At 70.3% G+C, this 17,644-nt stretch carries 13 protein-coding genes and 2 pseudogenes; 6 read left to right on the top strand and 9 right to left on the bottom strand.

Annotation, left to right across the window (positions count from 1 at the left end):
- Positions 1-49 precede the first annotated feature (49 nt).
- The 3 genes from crtD to AB7E83_RS12525 are packed head-to-tail and all read left to right on the top strand — an operon-like array spanning position 50 to position 3,942.
- On the top strand, positions 50-1,564 hold the full coding sequence (gene crtD, locus AB7E83_RS12535; protein WP_428569849.1) for a 1-hydroxycarotenoid 3,4-desaturase CrtD: 1,515 nt from the start codon (positions 50-52) through the stop codon (positions 1,562-1,564).
- Positions 1,565-1,604: 40 nt separating this feature from the next.
- Positions 1,605-2,588 (top strand): carotenoid 1,2-hydratase, encoded by a 984-nt coding sequence (locus tag AB7E83_RS12530; RefSeq protein WP_428569846.1) that lies wholly within the window; start codon positions 1,605-1,607, stop codon positions 2,586-2,588.
- Between the two features lie 55 nt (positions 2,589-2,643).
- A complete protein-coding gene (locus AB7E83_RS12525) occupies positions 2,644-3,942 on the top strand; it encodes a DUF3422 family protein (RefSeq protein ID WP_428569844.1) in 1,299 nt (432 codons plus the stop codon).
- A gap of 16 nt (positions 3,943-3,958) precedes the next feature.
- Here AB7E83_RS12525 and AB7E83_RS12520 read toward each other — a convergent pair whose 3' ends face one another.
- From AB7E83_RS12520 to paaZ, 8 genes and pseudogenes are all read right to left on the bottom strand, one after another.
- On the bottom strand, positions 3,959-4,108 hold the full coding sequence (locus tag AB7E83_RS12520; protein ID WP_428569841.1) for a hypothetical protein: 150 nt from the start codon (positions 4,106-4,108) through the stop codon (positions 3,959-3,961).
- A gap of 2 nt (positions 4,109-4,110) precedes the next feature.
- A complete protein-coding gene (locus AB7E83_RS12515) occupies positions 4,111-5,142 on the bottom strand; it encodes a phytoene/squalene synthase family protein (RefSeq protein WP_428569839.1) in 1,032 nt (343 codons plus the stop codon).
- Between the two features lie 40 nt (positions 5,143-5,182).
- The gene (locus AB7E83_RS12510) at positions 5,183-6,733 is read right to left on the bottom strand and encodes a phytoene desaturase (RefSeq protein ID WP_428569836.1); all 1,551 of its coding nucleotides are present in this window, start codon (positions 6,731-6,733) and stop codon (positions 5,183-5,185) included.
- Between the two features lie 48 nt (positions 6,734-6,781).
- The gene (bchO, locus tag AB7E83_RS12505; protein ID WP_428569833.1) at positions 6,782-7,714 is read right to left on the bottom strand and encodes an alpha/beta fold hydrolase BchO; all 933 of its coding nucleotides are present in this window, start codon (positions 7,712-7,714) and stop codon (positions 6,782-6,784) included.
- Between the two features lie 12 nt (positions 7,715-7,726).
- Positions 7,727-8,650, bottom strand: coding sequence for a VWA domain-containing protein (locus AB7E83_RS12500; RefSeq protein WP_428569831.1), 924 nt, complete (start codon positions 8,648-8,650; stop codon positions 7,727-7,729).
- A gap of 193 nt (positions 8,651-8,843) precedes the next feature.
- Positions 8,844-9,125, bottom strand: a pseudogene (gene bchD / locus AB7E83_RS12495) (magnesium chelatase subunit D); the annotation flags it as partial.
- A gap of 509 nt (positions 9,126-9,634) precedes the next feature.
- Positions 9,635-10,666, bottom strand: a complete 1,032-nt coding sequence (gene bchI / locus AB7E83_RS12490) for a magnesium chelatase ATPase subunit I (RefSeq protein WP_428569829.1) — start codon at positions 10,664-10,666, stop codon at positions 9,635-9,637.
- Between the two features lie 31 nt (positions 10,667-10,697).
- Positions 10,698-12,724: pseudogene (paaZ, locus tag AB7E83_RS12485) on the bottom strand (phenylacetic acid degradation bifunctional protein PaaZ).
- 85 nt (positions 12,725-12,809) lie between these two features.
- Between paaZ and AB7E83_RS12480 the strand changes: the two are divergent.
- On the top strand, positions 12,810-13,043 hold the full coding sequence (locus tag AB7E83_RS12480; protein ID WP_428569826.1) for an AbrB/MazE/SpoVT family DNA-binding domain-containing protein: 234 nt from the start codon (positions 12,810-12,812) through the stop codon (positions 13,041-13,043).
- A complete protein-coding gene (locus AB7E83_RS12475; protein ID WP_428569823.1) occupies positions 13,030-13,431 on the top strand; it encodes a PIN domain-containing protein in 402 nt (133 codons plus the stop codon). The genes AB7E83_RS12480 and AB7E83_RS12475 overlap by 14 nt, the downstream gene beginning before the upstream one ends.
- 15 nt (positions 13,432-13,446) lie before the next feature.
- Here AB7E83_RS12475 and AB7E83_RS12470 read toward each other — a convergent pair whose 3' ends face one another.
- Positions 13,447-13,947 carry an Lrp/AsnC family transcriptional regulator gene (locus tag AB7E83_RS12470; RefSeq protein WP_428569821.1) on the bottom strand — a complete coding sequence of 167 codons (501 nt, stop codon included), beginning with the start codon at positions 13,945-13,947 and terminating at the stop codon, positions 13,447-13,449.
- 102 nt (positions 13,948-14,049) lie between these two features.
- Between AB7E83_RS12470 and AB7E83_RS12465 the strand changes: the two genes are divergently transcribed.
- Positions 14,050-17,643 (top strand): indolepyruvate ferredoxin oxidoreductase family protein, encoded by a 3,594-nt coding sequence (locus tag AB7E83_RS12465; RefSeq protein ID WP_428569818.1) that lies wholly within the window; start codon positions 14,050-14,052, stop codon positions 17,641-17,643.
- Position 17,644: the final 1 nt, after the last annotated feature.

Genomic DNA, 17,644 nt, shown 5'->3' with positions numbered 1-17,644 from the left:
ATAGACACATGCACAAAGCCCGTCAACAGGCATTCGGCCGAGGCCGCCGGTGAGGCCATCGTCCAGCGCCATCGTTGTCGGAGCAGGTGTCGGCGGCCTGGTCGCGGCCCTGCTGCTGGCGGCGCAGGGCGTCCGGGTGACGGTGCTCGAGACGGCCTCGGGACCGGGGGGCAAGCTACGTCCCGTGACATTGGGCGGCCTGGAGCTGGACGCAGGTCCGACCGTGTTCACCATGCGCTGGGTGTTCGACGAACTGTTCGACGTCGTGGGCGCGCGATTGGGCGAACACCTGCATTTGCGCCCGGTCGCCACGCTCGCGCGCCACGCATGGAGCGCGGAAGAGCGACTCGACCTGTTTGCCGATGCCGGCCGTTCCGCCGACGCGATCGGCACCTTCGCGGGCGCAGAAGCGGCGCGCGGCTACCTGGCCTTTTGCCAGCGCACGCGGCGCATCTACCAGACGCTGGAGCACTCGTTCCTGCGCGGTCCGCGGCCCAGCCCCCTGTCGCTGGTTCGCCAGGCCGGCATGCGCGGACTGCCGGCACTGGCCGGCATCGCGCCCTTCCGCTCCATGTGGAGCGCCCTGGGCGACTACTTCCGCGATCCGCGCCTGCGCCAGCTGTTCGGGCGCTACGCCACCTACTGTGGCTCGTCCCCCTTCGCCGCGCCCGCCACCTTGATGCTGGTGGCCCATGTGGAACAGCAAGGCGTCTGGCTGGCGGATGGCGGGATGCGCCGGCTGGCCACCGTGCTGGCCGAACTCGCGGCGCAGCGCGGCGCGGTCCTGCGCTACGGCGCCAGCGTGGCCGAAATCCTCGTGGCCGGGGGTCGGGCAAGCGGCGTGAGGCTGTCCACCGGCGAAACACTGGCCGCCGATGCCGTGGTGTTCAACGGTGACGCTCGCGCCCTTTCCATGGGCCTGCTGGGGGTCGCGGCGCGTTCCGCCGTCAGCCCGTCGCCCTCGGCCACGCGCTCGTTGTCCGCGGTCACCTGGAACCTGCTCACGCCCGCGTATGGCTTTCCGCTGCTGCGCCACAACGTGTTCTTCTCGGGCGACTACGCGGCGGAGTTCGACACGCTTCGACGGGGGCAGCTGCCCGCCGATCCGACGCTCTACGTCTGCGCCCAGGATCGGGGCGATGAAGACGCCGGTCCGCCGACCGGCGTCGAACGACTCCTGTGTCTTGTGAATGCAGCGGCGACCCGCGACGGCAGCCCGCCGGACGCCGACGCATTGGCGCAGTGCCAGCGTCGCACTTTCGCGCGGATGGAGCGCTGCGGCCTGCGTCTCTCACCCGACGGCCCGCACGTCCTGCGCACCACACCCGCCGAATTCGGACAGCGTTTTCCCGCGACCGGCGGCGCGCTGTACGGCCGCGCATCGCACGGATGGAGGGCTTCCTTCACCCGACCCGGCGCACGCAGCCGCCTCGACGGCCTGTACCTTGCCGGCGGCAGCACGCACCCCGGTCCCGGCGTGCCCATGGCGGCGTTGTCCGGACGGCAGGCGGCAGCCAGCGTCATCGCCGACATGGCTCAGGCCATGCGCAGGAGCCGGGCATGAGGCCGGCGCAGGGTCGTGCCGGCCCGTGGGAGCCGGCACCGTGAGCCCGGCGTTCGACCTGCACGTCACGCGCGGCGGCTACGCGTGGTGGTATCTGGACGCGCTCAGCGACGACGGCCGGCACGGCCTGACCCTCATCGCTTTCATCGGCAGCGTCTTCTCCCCGTATTACGCGCAAGCGCGGCGCCGCGGGTCCGCCGACGCACTGGACCACTGCGCGCTGAACGTCGCGCTGTATGCGCAGCCGGGCACCGGATCGGCCACCGGCTGGACCATGACCGAAAGAGGCGCCGATGCGGTGCGCCGCGGCCCCTCGGTCCTGCGAATCGGACCCAGCCAGCTCACGTGGTCCGATGGCATCCTGACCATCCAGATCGAGGAAGTGACCGTCCCCTGGCCATCGCGCGTGCGCGGCACCGTTCGCCTGCGCCCCGCGGCGCTGATGAACACGCGTTACCCGCTCGATGCGGCGGGGCGGCACCTGTGGTGTCCGATCGCGCCGTGCGCCCGGGTCGAGGTGGACCTGTCGCATCCGGCGCTGCGCTGGGAAGGGGCCGGCTACCTCGATTGCAACGCCGGCGAACGGCCCCTCGAGCAGGATTTCGCACGCTGGGACTGGTCGCGCGCCGCCCTGCCGGGGCAACGCGCCGCCGTGCTCTACGACGTGGAACGCAGCGATGGCAGCGCGATGGCGCTGGCGCTTCAATTCGATGGCACGGGCCAGGTGCGCCAGGTCGATCCGCCGCCGCGCGCACCGCTGCCGCCGACCGGCTGGCGCCTGGCCCGCGCCACCCGGTGCGATCGCGTCTTCGCGCCACGCGTCGTGCAGACGCTGGAAGACGCCCCGTTCTATGCCCGCTCCCTGCTGCGCACCTGCATGTTCGGAGAAGAGGTCGCTGCCGTGCACGAGAGTCTGTCGCTGCACCGCTGGGCCGCGCGGGCGGTCCAGCTGATGCTGCCGTTTCGCATGCCCCGGCTCGCGGGCCGGGCGCGCCCGCGTCCTGCCGGAAGGGTCACGCCTTGAACGACCGGTTGACTCAGTAAGGAGCGCTCGATGATCCATACCCAAGGGAGCCGTCATGCTGCCGCCTGACCATCCGTCGCGGCTCGCCATGGCCGCCGAGGTTCACGCGCGCCCGCCGCAGCCGCTGACCACACCGGGCCGCGCGACCTATGTCGCGGTGCTGATCGACCTTCGGGACCGCGACCGCGAACGCGCTCACATCGCCGCCTTGTGCGAGGCGTACCAGGTCCCGCCCCCGGCACTGGACGCGACCCAGTACGGCGCCCAGCTTGGCAAAGTGCGCTTCAAGTGGGAGCGCCACGGGGAATTTTCCGGCTTCACGATGATGGCGCCCGGCTTGAGCCCGCAGGCATTCACCGAGCCCGCCGCCTCCCTGATGCCTTCCGGCTGGCTCGCGGGCCTGCCCGGAACCACCATCGTCGCGGCGCATGCGGAGGTGATTCGCGACGCGGCAACGCCCCCCGACGCCGCCGAACTGTCGACGCTGTTCGGCGGCAACGTCTCGGTCGGCGGGGAGATTGGAGGCGGTGCCGGACTCGCCTACACGGACTTCAGGATCCAGCCGGACGGGTTCGTTCGTTTCGTCGTCCACAACCGCGGTTTCACCGAGCGGCAGGCAGGGCAGACCCTCCAGCGACTGTTCGAGATCGAGGCCTACCGGATGATGGCCCTGCTGGCCCTGCCGATCGCCCGGCACCTGGGGCCGCGAATCGGCGCCATCGAAGCGTCACTTGCCGAGCTGACGGCGCGCATCGCCGCCGAGGGCGGCAAGGACGAGGCCTTGTTGCACGAGCTGACCCGTCTGGCCGCCGAGATCGAGAGTTGTCTGTCGAGCAGCCAGTTCCGCTTCGACGCTTGCCGTGCGTATCACGAACTCGTGACCACGCGGATCGGCGAGTTGCGCGAAACCCGGCTGCCCGGCATGCAGACCATCGAGGAATTCATGGCACGCCGGCTGACGCCCGCGGTGGCCACGTGCGCCACGGCGGCACAGCGCCTGCGTGGCCTGTCGGATCGGGTCGCGAAAGCAAGCGCACTGCTGTCCACGCGCGTCGACATCGCCCGCGAGCGCCAGAACCAGGCACTGCTGGAATCGATGGACCGACGCGCCAAGCTGCAGTTGCGGCTGCAGCAAACCGTCGAAGGCCTGTCCGTCGCGGCGATCGTCTACTACGTCGCCGGCCTGCTCGGCTACCTGGCCAAGGCGGGCAAGGCGGGCGGGCTCGCGCTCCAGCCCGACCTCATCGTCGGCCTGTCCATTCCTGTGGCGGCTCTCGCGGTGATGCTGGCGCTGCGGCGGGCGCGCCGTCGAATGCACGAGCCCGAGTCGCCGAAGCCTTCGGCACCGAACTGAACCGCTGCGGAAGACGCTATTCGTCGCGCGCCTGTTCGCGCTCGCGTCGTGCCGCCTTCTCGTTTTCCTTGCGCAGCGTCCAGAGCTGCCAGACGCCCCACGCCAGCACGCCGCCGAACACCAGGACGAGTTCGATGAGGATGAGGGGCGACCAGCTGGAATCCATGTTCAGATGCTCGCCGGCAGCCGCCCCGCCTGCTCCCGGCGCTCGAGCCGGTCGAACAGTTCGATGATCCAGACCGCACGCGCATCCATGCGCCGGCGCACTCGCCACCAGGGCAGCGGCTGCGTCGGCGCGGCATCGGGCTGCGCGAGCACCGCATCCACCAGGAACTTCGTTTCCGCCAGGCAGGATCTGGGCGAGGCGGGCATCGCAGGCGCCAGGCACGTCAACGCGCGCGCCAGCAACCACAGCTTGCGACGGCGCGCGACGACGGCGCGCGTGGAGATGGAGTCGAGGCCCCGGCGTGCCACCTCGTGACCGATGTCTGCGTAGAGGAAGCGCGCCGCGTTGATGCCGGGCCGGCAATCCAGCGGCAGCAACGCGACCCCCTCGCCAACGCCCGCGTAGAGGCCGTCTGCGACCCGCAGCAGCCGTTGCACGACCGCGGCGATGGCCGGGTTGAAGACCGGGCGCGCGAGCCAGGCATCGGGGTCCACGCCGGCCTCGCGCAGCCAGGCCAGCGGCAGGTAGAGCCGGCCGGACCGCGCATCCTCGCCCACGTCCCGGGCAATGTTCGAAAGCTGCATCGCCACCCCGAGCTCGGTGGCGCGCGCCACGCTCTCCGCGCAGCGCACCCCCATGAGCAAGGCCATCATCGCGCCTACCGTGCCCGCCACGCGCGCCGCATAGGCCTGCAGGTCTTCGATGGTTTCGTAGCGCCTGCCCGCGGCGTCCCACTCGAAGCCTTCGAGCAGGGCGGCGGGGATCGCGCGCGGGATGGCGAAGTGCGCGAGCACGGCGGCAAGCGCCCGGTCCGCCGGGACCGGCAGCGGCCGGCCGCGATACGCGCTGTCCAGGCGCGAACGCATGGCGGCAACGGCTGCGGTCTTGTCGGCGCCCTCGTCCACGGCATCGTCGGCCAGCCGGCAGAAGGCATAGAGGGCACAAGCCGGCTCGCGGACCCGCGCGGGCAGCAGCAGGGATGCCGCAAAAAAAGTGTACGAGCCTACGCGCAGCGCGGCGCGGCAGGCGGCCATGTCGGCTGCGGCCGCGGCCAGCGAGGCCGGGCCCGCGTCCTCAGGCGACGGCAGGGCCGGCCAGGCCGGGGGAGTAACGAGGCTGGGCGAATGTGTCTGCATGGGGGACCACCGAATCGAGGACGCGTGCCGAAGAAAGCACGCCGGGCAGGCCGGCGCCGGGATGAGTGCCGGCCCCGACGAGGTAAAGATTGCGCAGCTCCTCGCTGCGGTTGTGCGGACGGAACCACGCGCTCTGGCTCAGCACCGGCTCCAGGCCGAACGCCGCGCCGCGGTAAGAAGACAACCGGTCCTGGAAGTCCTGGGGCGTGAGCAGGCGCGAAGTGACGATCTGGTCTTCCAGGCCGGGCAGCAGGGTCGCCTGCAGCCGCTGGGCGATCGACTTGCGGTAAGGCTCCGCCGTGCGGGCCCAGTCCGTTCCGCTTTGCAGGTGGGGCACGGGCGCAAGCACGTAGAACGTGTCGCAGCCCGGCGGCGCCAACGAGGGATCGGTGGCCGTGGGCCGGTGCAGGTACAGGCTGAAGTCCTCGGCCAGCACCTTGCGATCGAAAATGTCGCCGAGCAGTTCGCGGTACCGCGGCCCAAGTGCGATGGTGTGGTGCGCCACGTCGGGGTACTGGCGACGGGTGCCGAAATACCAGACGAACAGGCTCATGGAATAGCGCGACTTCGCGATGCGCCTGTCGGTCCACCGCCTGCGATGCTCGGGCGCGACCAGCTTGCGGTAAGTCGTGGCCGAATCGGCGTTGGACACGACCACGTCGGCTGCGAGAACTTCGCCGCTCTCCAGGCGCACGCCGGTGGCGGCGCCCTGCTCCACGGTGATTTCGGACACGCCGCTGCGGCAGCGCACCGTGCCGCCCTGTCCTTCGATCAGGCGGACGAGTCCGTCGACCAGGGTTCCGGTGCCCCCCATGGGGAAGTGCACACCCCAGCGCCGCTCCAGGAATGCGATGAGGCAATACACGGAAGTTGTGGCGAAGGGATTGCCGCCCACCAGCAGCGACTGGAAGGTCAGCACCACCCGCAAGCGCGCATCCCTGACGTGCTTGCAGGCCAGCGAATAGACCGTGCGGTACCCCTCCAGCCTGAGCAGGGCCGGGAGCACCCGCAGCATGTCGGTCCAGGAGTCGAACGGCACGTGGCCCAGTTGCTCGAAGCCGACCTTGTAGATCGCCTCGCTCGCAGCCAGGAATCGCTCGTAGCCCGCCACGTCCCCCGGCGCCAGCTTGGCGACCTCGGCACGCATGGCATCGGCATCGCCGCTGTAGTCGAAGACGGTCCCGTCGTCGAAGCGGATGCGGTAGTAAGGCGCAACCGGACGCAGGTCGATGTCGTCCTGCAGCCGCCGGCCGCACAAGGCCCAGAGCTCCTCCAGCAGGAACGGCGCGGTAATCACCGTGGGGCCCGCATCGAAGGTAAAGCCGTCCTGCCGGTGCACATACGCGCGACCGCCAGGGGCATCCAGCTTCTCCAGGACCGTGACCCGGTAGCCGCGGGCACCCAGCCGGACCGCCGCCGCCAGCCCGCCAAACCCGCTTCCGATCACGACGGCATGGGGTTTCGACAGGCTGTCGGCGGGTGTCAACATCGAAGCATCATATGAGTGTCAACAAAATATGACAACTCGGTGCTTGCCTCACCGGTTTGCCGAAACCGGGACGCCCAGCCGTTCCAGCAGGATGGCGGCGACGGCGTCGGGGCGCTCCTCGTGCGCCAGGTGGCCCAGCCCCGGAAGGGAAATGACGGGCAACCGGCATGCCGCGGGCACCATCGCCTGCACGCGCGACGCTTCGCGTGGCGAGACGGTCCGGTCGCACGCGCCGACCACGACCTGCAAAGGCACATTCAGTCGGGGCATGTCGCGCATCAGCGAATGCAGGTCCCACTGCGCCATCATCGCCAGCGCCGCGGCCGCGTGGCCCGGATCGCGCACGAGCCGGCCGTAGAGCGCCAATCCGGTCGCGTCCAGCGTCGAACCGGTCCCCCCGACAAGGCGTCTGAGCACCGCCGGGTCGCTCGCCCGCCAGGCAAACAGGCGCGGCACGAGGCTCGTCGCCGCCATCAGGCGCGCCGCGGGGGACACCAGCTGGCCCGCCAGGCCGCCCCAGGGCATCAGGGCGGCATTGATGCCCACGACGGCGCGCGGGGCGATCCAGCCATCGAGGCACATCCGCAAGGCGACCGCGGCGCCGGCCGAATGCCCGGCGACCAGCGCCGGCCGCACCCCCATCACCTTGAGCAGGTCTGCGACCGCGCGGGCCATGCCGGACACCAGGAACTGCTCGCTTGCCGCGCCCCGCTCGGGCATGGCGCTGAAGGCATGCCCCGGGAGGTCGCAGGCCACGACCGGGACATGTCGCGCGAGCAAGGGCGCCACGTCGCGCCATGAATGCGTGGACGAACCCGTGCCGTGCAGCAGCAGCACGGTGGGCGTCTCCGGTTCTTGCGGATCCGATGCGGGATCGAAGCGCTGAACATGCCAGCGCAGGCCGCCCGCCTGCACGAACCGGCTAGCGTCGCGGTGCGGCCAGTCCAGGCCATCGCGTTCCCAGGCCAGGGCAGCGGGCACGATCGCCCTGCCTCAGCGCCCGGCCGCTGCCGTGGCGGCGTGCACGGCCTGCGACAGCCGTTGCGCGCCGGCGTAAGGCAGCGGCAGGTAGGTGGCGCCCATCGCCTGCGCCAGCAGCCGGGCGCTGGCCTCGGGTTGCGGCGATGTGTCCAGCAGCAAGGCGGTGAAGGCCTCCATGCGCAGTTGCCGCGCGGCCGCATGCGCCTCATCGATGGCGCGGGCGCGGCCCGGCGTGCCATCGCGCGCGATGTTCGCGCGGCCATCGGTCAGCAGCACCACGATCGGCGTCTCGCCCCGCCGCCGGATGCCGTCCGCCAACTGGCGCGCCGCGTCGAGACCGGCGGCCAGCGGGGTACCGCCGCCTCCGGGCAATGCTGCGAGACTGCGCTTGGCCCGTGCCAGCGAGCGCGTGGGCGGCAACAGCAATTCGGCGCCCGCGCCACGGAAGGCCAGCACCGCCACCCGGTCGCGGCGGACGTAGCAGTCGGCCAGCAACAGTTCGACGGCCCCCTTGGCTTCCGCCAGCCGGTTCAACGCCGCGGACCCCGAAGCATCGACGACGAACACGGTGGTGGTCTGCCTGCGCTGACGCAGACGGGCGACGTGGAAATCCTCGCGCCGCACCAGCACGCGCGGCGCGGCGGGCCCGGCGCCTGCTGCCGTCCCCGGGTCCGCCGAAGGCGCCTGCCCCATCTGCGCGCGCCGCAGCCTTTGCCAGGGCGCGGCAGCGCGCAGGGTCTCGATCAGGTGCAGCCGTGCGCCGGCCCGCGGCTCGCCGCGGCGCGCGCCAATGGGCCGCCCGCGCGACTGGCTTTTCTGCGCGGCGCCGGAGCGCCCCGCGGCGCCCCGCGCGCGATGGCCGGTCCCCAGCTTCAAGCCGGCCAGCAGTCCGGCGGGAATCGCGGCGTGCGCTGCGGCCAGCACGCTGTCGGCCAAGGCGTCGGCTGCGATCTCGGCCCCCTCCGACGTGTCGCCTTCGTCCTGAGGCCCTGGGGTATCCGGGGACTGCGCCTGGGGTTCGGGGGGGGGATTCCGCCTGCACTTCCGGTGGGGGCGCCTCCGCCGGCTCCTGCGCGCTCCGTGCTTCGTCGGCGGGCTGCGCCGGAACCTGCGTGGCACGCGGCGCCAGCACCAGCCGCGCCGCGAGCGCGGCGTGCGGCTCCCGCACCTCGGCCACCCCGTCCAGGGCCGCCGCCGCGCGCGCCGCGCGCACCGCGAGCAAGGAGGCCCGAGCGGAGTCCACTCCCAGCGCCAGCGCCGCCGCGCACAGGGCTTGCAGGATGTCGTCGCCGCAGCGCACGAGCGGCAGCAAGCCGCGCGCACGCGCGATGTCTTCGGCGGACCCGGGCGCCACTTCACCCTCGGGGATGGCGAAGCCTTGCAGATCCACATGGAATGCGAGGCGGTCCATCAGGGCCGCCGGAACGCCCTCCTCGTCACTCACGCCCTCGTCCAGCGCGAGCACGCCCAGCCGCGCCGGCCTCCTGGGCAGGAGGGCGTCGTGGCCCGCAGCAAGCTCGCCGGTGTCGAGCACGGCGGCGAGCAGCGCTGCACGCCCGGCAGCCAGCCGCTCGGCCATCGGCAGCACGATCACGCCGCCATCCGCGGCGGCCAGCATTCCCTGCCGGGCGACCGGACGGCCTTCCCGCAAGGTCGCGCCGAGGTCGAGGCCGCCCAGCAGCGCGGAGTCCGTGCAGTGCGCTGGAACACGCCGCCACGGCGTCGCCGGGGGCAGCAGCGCTTGCAGCAGCGCCGTCCATTCGTCGCGCGCGGCGCCTGCCGGCGCACGCAGCACGACGCCCTGCAGCCCCGCCGGGTCCACCGCGAACAGCGCAGCCGCCGCCACCGCATCCGCCACCGCATCCGCCACCGCATCCGCCACTGCATCCGCGTGTCCGGCCGGTATCGAGGCCGCGGACATCACGCGCCGAGCAGGTCCGCCACCGCCCGCTCCACGCGGACGGTGGAGCCCGCGTCGTCCAGCGGATTGCGACGCAGGCGGTGGCGCAGGGCAGGCGCGGCCATGCGCCGCAGGTGCGCGGCGCCGACTTCGGCATCGCCCTCCAGGGCCGCCAGCGCGCGCGCGGCCCGCATGAGCGTGAGATCGCCCCGCAAGCCGTCCGTGCCGAGCACGGTGCACAACCGAGCGGCGAGCGCGCGGGTCGAGTCCGGCACTTCCACGCTCGCGAGCCGGTTGCGGCCGGCCACGATGCGTCGCCGCGTGCGCGCGTCCTCCTTCGCCCACTGGGCCACGAAGCCGGCCGGGTCGCTCTCGAAGGCATCGCGCCGCCGTACCACCTCGACGCGCACATCCAGGTCCTGCGGCGTCTTGACCTCCACCGAGAGACCGAACCGGTCCAGCAACTGCGGCCGCAGCTCGCCCTCCTCGGGATTGCCGCTGCCCACCAGCACGAAACGCGCGGGGTGACGCACGCTCAGGCCTTCGCGCTCCACCACGTTTTCGCCGGAAGCTGCCACGTCGATCAGGAGGTCGACCAGGTGATCCTCCAGCAGGTTCACTTCGTCGATGTAGAGATAGCCGCGGTTGGCGCGGGCCAGCAGGCCCGGCTCGAAAGCCTTGACACCCTGCGCGAGCGCGCGCTCCAGGTCCAGGGCGCCGACCACCCGGTCCTCGGTCGCGCCGAGTGGCAAGTCGACCACCGGCACGGGCACCAGTGCCGAGCGCGGCGACCTGGCGGATGACGTGCGCGACGCGGCGCAGTCGGGGCATTCGGCGAAGGGCTCGGCGGGGTCGCAGTTGTAGCGGCAGGCGACGACGACGCGGATGGGCGGCAACAAGGCCGCCAGCGCACGCACGGCAGTGGACTTGCCGGTGCCCCGGTCGCCGAAGACCAGGACACCGCCGATGCGGGGATCGATCGCGGTCGCGAGGATCGCCAGCTTCATTTCGTCCTGCCCCACGATCGCAGAAAAAGGGAAAGGCTCGGCCATGGGCTGGCAGTATGTCACGCCCCTGGAAAGCCTACCCGCCCCGCTTCGCCACCAGCGTCAAAATGTCGTAGCTCGCCACCACCTGCCCCTCCTGGTTCGTCACCTCGACGTCCCACGCCACCACGCCCTGGTCCTTCTTCTTGTCGATCTTGCGCTTCGCCGTGAGCCGTGCCTGGATCGTGTCGCCGATGCCCACGGGCTTGATGAAGCGCAGCGTGTCGAGGCCGTAGTTCGCGAGCACCGGCCCCGGCGCAGGCGACACGAACAGGCCCGCCGCCGCCGACAGCACGAAGTAGCCGTGCGCGATGCGCTTGCCGAAGGGCGACTCCTTCGCGGCGACGTCGTCGAAGTGCATGTAGAAGTAATCGCCCGAGATGCCGCCGAAGGCGACGATGTCGGCCTCGGTCACCGTGCGGCGATGCGTGAGCAGCGAGTCGCCGACCTGAAGGTCCTCGAAGTACTTGCGGAACGGATGCACGCCGTCGTCGCGCACCTTCGCGCCGCGCACGTGTTCGCCCGTGACCGCCGCGAGCATCGTGGGCGAGCCCTGGACCGCCGTGCGCTGCAGGTAGTGCTTCACCGCCCGCACCCCACCGAGTTCTTCGCCGCCGCCCGCGCGGCCCGGGCCGCCGTGCTTGAGCACCGGCAGCGGGGAGCCGTGTCCGGTCGAATCGACCGCGGCTTCGCGGTCGAGGATGAGGATGCGCCCGTGCGTGGCCGCGGCCGCCGGCACGAAGCGCGCGGCCGTTGCCGGGTCCTTCGTGACGAGCGTGCCGACCAGGCTGCCCTTGCCCTTGGCGGCGAGCGCCAGCGCTTCGTCGAGATCGCGATACGTCATAAGCGTCGACACGGGCCCGAACGCTTCGATGTCATGCACCGCGTCGTCGTTCAGCGCGTCGCGGGCGAGCAGCAGCGTGGGCGCAAAGAACGCGCCTCCGGCGACGCCCTCGCCCTTCGGCGCGAATCCGTCTTTCTCGCCGAACACGAGCTCGGCGCTCCCCAGCAGCGATTGCACGCGCGCCGCAACGTCCGCGAGCTGGTCGTGAGAGGCCAGCGCGCCCATGCGCACGTCTTCCAGCGACGGATCGCCCACGACCGTCTTCGCGAGGCGTGCGCGCAGGCGCTTCGCGACTTCATCGACATGCGAAGCCGGCACGATCGCGCGGCGGATCGCCGTGCATTTCTGCCCGGCCTTCACCGTCATCTCGCGCGCCACCTCCTTGACGAAGAGGTCGAACTCCTCGTCGTCCGGTGCGACGTCGGGCGCGAGCACGGCCATGTTCAGCGAGTCGGCCTCGGCGTTGAAAGGAATCGAATGCCGCACGATGTTCGGATGCACGCGCAGCTTCGCCGCCGTGTCGGCGGAGCCGGTGAAGGTGACGACGTCGCTGCCATCGAGCCGGTCGAGCAGGTCGCCCGTGCTACCGATCACGAGTTGCAGGCTGCCCTCGGGCAGCAGACCCGATTCCATGAGCAGGCGCACGCATGCTTCGGTGAGATAGCTCGTCGACGTCGCCGGCTTGCCGATGCAGGGCATGCCCGCGAGGAAACTCGGGGCGAATTTCTCGAGCAGGCCCCACACCGGAAAATTGAACGCGTTGATGTGGACCGCGACGCCGCCGCGCGGCACCAGGATGTGCGTGCCTGCGAAGCCGCCCTTCTTGCCGAGCGGAATCACCGGCCCTTCGTGGACCACGTTGCCCGACGGCAGCTCGTTCGCGCCGACGCCCGAATACGCGAACAACGTACCGCTGCCACCCTCGATGTCGATCCAGCTGTCGGTGCGCGTCGCGCCGGTGTGCGCGGAAATCGCATAAAGCGTCTCCTTGCGCTCGCCGAGGAACTTCGCCATGGCCTTGAGCCGCTCGGCGCGCTGCTGGAAGTCGAGCTTCAGCAGTTCGGCACGCCGACGCGCCTCGCGTGGTCGACCGCTTCGGCGAAGTCGATCTTCTCCGCATGCGTGGCCGCGACGGTCTTGCCGTTGACCGCGCTGCGCAGCGCCTGCGCCGCGGTGGCGCCGACCCAGCGGCCGGCGATGTAGCTCTGGAGGGTGTTCATGCAATCGACTTTATGACATGCGGACAACTTGTACCGATGAGAAATCGTGGATATACTTTTTATGAAGGTATATCCAGAGGCTGTCATGCAGGTGTCGAAGTGGGGAAACAGTCTTGCCATCCGGTTGCCGGCGTCCGTGGTCGACGCCCTGCAACTCCATGAAGGTGACGACATCGAGGTGATCGTGGCGGGGGAACGTGTGTTCGAGGTGAAGAAGAAGCCGGGCAAGGATGCGTTGCTCGCAAGGTTGCGAAAGTTCCGGGGAAGGCTGCCGGTCGATTTCAGATTCGATCGGGACGATGCCAATGGCCGGAAGTGACGCGTTTCTCGACAGCAACGTCCTCCTGTATCTTCTGTCCTCGGATGCGGCGAAGGCCGATCGTGCGGAAGCGATCCTTCGCTCGGGCGCGACCGTCAGCGTCCAGGTTCTCAACGAGGTCACGAACGTCGCGCGCCGCAAGCTGGCCCTGTCGTGGGCCGAGATCGACGAGTTGCTCGCGTTGGTCGAGGCCTTCGTCGCAGTCGAGCCCCTGACCGTCGAAACGAACCGGCTCGGCCGGACCCTGGCTCAGCGCCATCAACTGGCACTGTATGACGCCATGATCGCGGCCTCTGCATTGATCGCAGAATGCAGGACTCTGTATTCCGAGGACATGCACTCCGGCCTCGTGATCGACGACACCCTGCGGATCGTCAATCCCTTCTGACGCCAGACCCTGCCCTCACGCCCGCCTGCGCCGCGGCGCTACCTTCTCCGTCCCCTCCACGGGCAGCCGCGTCTCCGCCTTCACCTCCTTCAGGACCACGCTCGATCGCACGTGCGTGACGCCGGGCAGCTTGAACACGGTCTCGTGCAGGAAGGATTCGTAGCTCTTGATGTCGGGCACGAGCACCTTGATCATGTAGTCGGCCTGGCCCGTCGTCGCGTAGCAGCCCACGATCTGCGGGCACGCGGCGACGGCACGCTCGAACTTCTGCACGTCGTCCTCGTGGTGGCGCGTGAGGTTGACCTCGGCCAGCACACACAGCATCAGGCCGACCTTCTCGCGGTCGACCAGCGCGGTGTAGCCGCGAATCACGCCGCGCGCCTCCAGCTCCTTCACGCGCTTCCAGCAAGGCGTGTTCGACAGCCCGACGGCGGTGGCGAGTTGCTGCACCGTCTGGCGTGAATCGCGCTGGAGCTCGGCAAGCAGCAGGAGGTCGTGACGGTCGAGTTCGATCATTCTCCAGCCCCTTCAAGCCCGCGAGAACATCATTCTCGTACGGCACGTCGGAAGAGGTAAAGAAGAATCACTTTTCTCCCTACCGCGCGTAAGCTCTCCCGCATGCAGACGACGCTCGCCCGCCCCGGCTACCGGCTCGCCGACAACCTGTGGTCGCCCGATGGGGCCGTGTTCCTCACGGGCACGCAGGCGCTCGTTCGCCTCATGCTCATGCAGCGGCAACGCGATGCCGCCGCAGGCCTGAACACACGGGGCTTCCTCAGCGGCTACCGCGGCTCGCCCCTGGGCATGCTCGACCAGCAGGTCTGGAAGGCCGGCCGGAAGTTCGACGAGGCTGGACTGCGATTCCTTCCCGCGATCAACGAAGAGCTGGGCGCGACGGCTGTGCTCGGCACGCAGCGCGTCGAGGCCGACCCCGAACGCACGTGCGACGGCGTGTTCGCCATGTGGTACGGCAAGGGGCCGGGCGTCGACCGCGCGGGCGATGCGCTCAAACACGGCAACGCGTACGGCGCGTCGCCGCACGGCGGCGTGCTGATGGTCGCGGGCGACGACCACGGCTGCGTTTCCTCGTCCATGCCGCACCAGAGCGATCAGGCCTTCCAGTCCTGGCACGCGCCCATCGTCTCGCCGGCAAGCGTGGCCGAGTACCTCGAGTTCGGGCTCTACGGCTGGGCGCTGTCGCGCTTCTCCGGCAACTGGGTCGGGTTCACCGCGCTGTCGGAGATCGTGGAAAGCGGATCGACCGTCGACCTCGATCTCGTGAATGCCCGGGTCGCGACGTGGCAGGACGCGCAGACCGTCCGTGCGCTGACCGGCTACGTGCCGCCCGCGGGCGGGTTGCACTACCGCTGGCCCGACCTCCCCTCGCTCGTCATCGAGCAGCGCCTGCATGCGAAGCTCGACGCCGTGCGCGCATTCGCCCGCATCAACAGCATCGACCGTCACATCGTCGAGAGTCCGCGGGCCACCGTCGGCATCGTCACCGCCGGCAAGGCGCATTACGATTTCATGGAGGTACTGCGCCGCCTCGACATCTCGCCCGAGACGCTCGCGCAGCATGGCGTGCGCATCTGCAAGCTCGGCCTCACGTATCCCATCGAGCCCACCCGCATGCGGGAGTTCGCGCGCGGCCTGTCGGAGTTGCTGGTCATCGAGGAAAAGGGTCCGGTCGTCGAGGAGCAGCTGCGCTCGATGTTCTACAACGACGCGGTGCGTCCCGCCGTCGTCGGCAAGCACGATGCGCAGGGTCGCGCGCTCGTCTCGGCGCTCGGCGAGCTGCGTCCGTCGCGCCTGATCGAGATCGTGGCGAACTGGCTCGTGGCGCACTACCCGGACCTCGACCGCCGCCACCTCGTGCGCGACTTCACGCCGCCCGAGCTGCTGTCCAACGGATCGGACAGCGTGAAGCGACAGCCCTACTTCTGCGCGGGCTGCCCGCACAACACCTCGACGAAGGTGCCCGAGGGCTCGCATGCGCAAGCCGGCATCGGCTGCCACTTCATGGCGAGCTGGATGGACCGCGACACCGAGGGCCTGATCCAGATGGGCGGCGAAGGCGTCGACTGGGTGTCCCACGCGATGTTCACGAAGGTGCCGCACGTGTTCCAGAACCTCGGCGACGGAACCTACTACCACTCGGGCTATCTCGCGATTCGCCAGGCGGTCGCGGCGAAGGCGACGCTCACGTACAAGATCCTCTTCAACGATGCGGTGGCGATGACGGGCGGCCAGCCGGTGGACGGCATCATCAGCGTCGACGGCATCGCGCGGCAGGTGGAGGCCGAGGGCGTGAAGAAGGTCGTGGTGCTGTCGGACGACATTGCGAAGTACGACGGACTGCATTCGCGATTTCCCTCAGGCACCGAATTCCATGATCGCGCCGAGCTCGATGCGGTGCAGCGTCGCCTGCGCGAGATGCCGGGCGTCACGGTGCTGATCTACGAGCAGACCTGCGCGGCGGAGAAGCGGCGGCGGCGCAAGAAAGGGGAGCTGGTCGAGCCCGCGCGGCGCCTCTTCATCAACGAGCGCGTGTGCGAAGGCTGCGGCGACTGCACCGTGCAGAGCAACTGCGTGGCGGTGCTGCCGCTCGAGACGTCGATGGGACGCAAGCGGAAGATCGACCAGTCGAGCTGCAACAAGGACTATTCGTGCGCGAAGGGGTTCTGTCCGAGCTTCGTCGGGGTGGTCGGGGCGAAGCCGCGGAAGAAGGCGGGAGCCCTGGATTCCCGCGAAGGCGGGGATCCAGGGCTTCCCATCCTCGACGCATTCCAAGCCCACATCGAACGGCTGCCCCTGCCCGCGGACCCCACCTGGACCGCCCCCTACGACCTTCTCGTCACCGGCGTCGGCGGCACGGGCGTCGTCACCCTCGGCGCGCTCGTCGCGATGGCCGCGCACCTCGAAGGCAAAAGCGCGAGCGTGCTCGACTTCATGGGGTTCGCGCAGAAGGGCGGCTCGGTGCTTTCCTATGTCCGGCTTGCCGACGTCCCCTCGCGACTCAACCAGGTGCGCATCGACACGCAGCAGGCCGATGCCATCCTCGCGTGCGACCTCGTCGTCGGCGCCTCCCCCGAAGCGCTGGTCACCGTGCGCCACGGCCGCACGCGCATCCTAGCGAACCTGCACGAGGTGCCGGTGGCCGAGAGCCTGCGCAACCCGGACGCGAGCCTGCGCGCGCCCGAACTGCTGGAGAAGCTGCGCTTCGCCGCCGGCGCCGAGCGCGTCGAGACGCTCGATGCGCAGGCCCTGGCGGAAGCCTTCCTCGGCGACACGATCTACTCGAACATGGTGGCGCTCGGCTCCGCGTGGCAGCGCGGTCTGGTGCCGGTGAGCCTCGCGGCCATGCTGCGCGCGATCGAGCTGAACGGCGTGGGCGTCGAGACCAACAAGCTCGCGTTCTCGCTCGGCAGGCTGGGCGCGCACGACCCACGCGCCGTGGAGGCGCTGGTCGGCGTGCATGCGCCCGGGCCGAGCGAGGCGCACGCCGCAGAGACGCTCGATGCGATCGTCGCGCAAGCGGTGCGTCACCTCACCGGCTACCAGGACGCGGTCTATGCCTCCCGCTACATGGCGTTCGTCGAGCAGGTCCGCGCGCGCGAGGCTTCGTTGAATGTCGACGCCTCGCTGCCCTTCACGCGCGCCGTCGCCCGGTCGCTGCTGAAGCTCATGGCGTACAAGGACGAATACGAGGTCGCCCGCCTCTACACCGACGGCGAATTCCAGCGCACGCTGCGCGAGCAGTTCGAAGGCGATGCCGCGCTCGAGTTCTACATGGCGCCGCCCGTGCTCTCGCGCTCGCGCGGCGGCCAGCCGCCGCGCAAGATCCGCCTCGGTGCGTGGATGCTGCCCGCGATGCGCGCGCTCGCCCTGGGCAAGCGATTGCGCGGCACCTGGCTCGACCTCTTCGGCCGGACGGCGGAGCGCAGGATGGAGCGCGAGTCGATCGGGGCCTACACGCAGCGCATCGCGTCACTGCTGCCCGCGCTGACGGCCGAACGCCTGAAGGTCGCCACCGACATCGCCGCCCTGCCCCTGTCGATGCGCGGCTTCGGCCATGTGAAGCTCGCGAACGTGGCCGTCGCCCGCGCACGCGAAGCGGAGCTGCTGCACCGCTTCGACGCGCAGACCTATCCGCGTCCGGTGTCGCGCGAAGCGGGGCAGATCCGAGGGATCAGGGTGACGGCGGCTGTGTAGA

Origin of the sequence: Ramlibacter sp., from assembly GCF_050250995.1 — a bacterium.
Lineage (GTDB): Bacteria > Pseudomonadota > Gammaproteobacteria > Burkholderiales > Burkholderiaceae_C > Ramlibacter.
The sequence above is the reverse complement of the archived record's forward strand: the minus strand, read 5'-3'. Positions and strand labels throughout refer to the sequence as shown.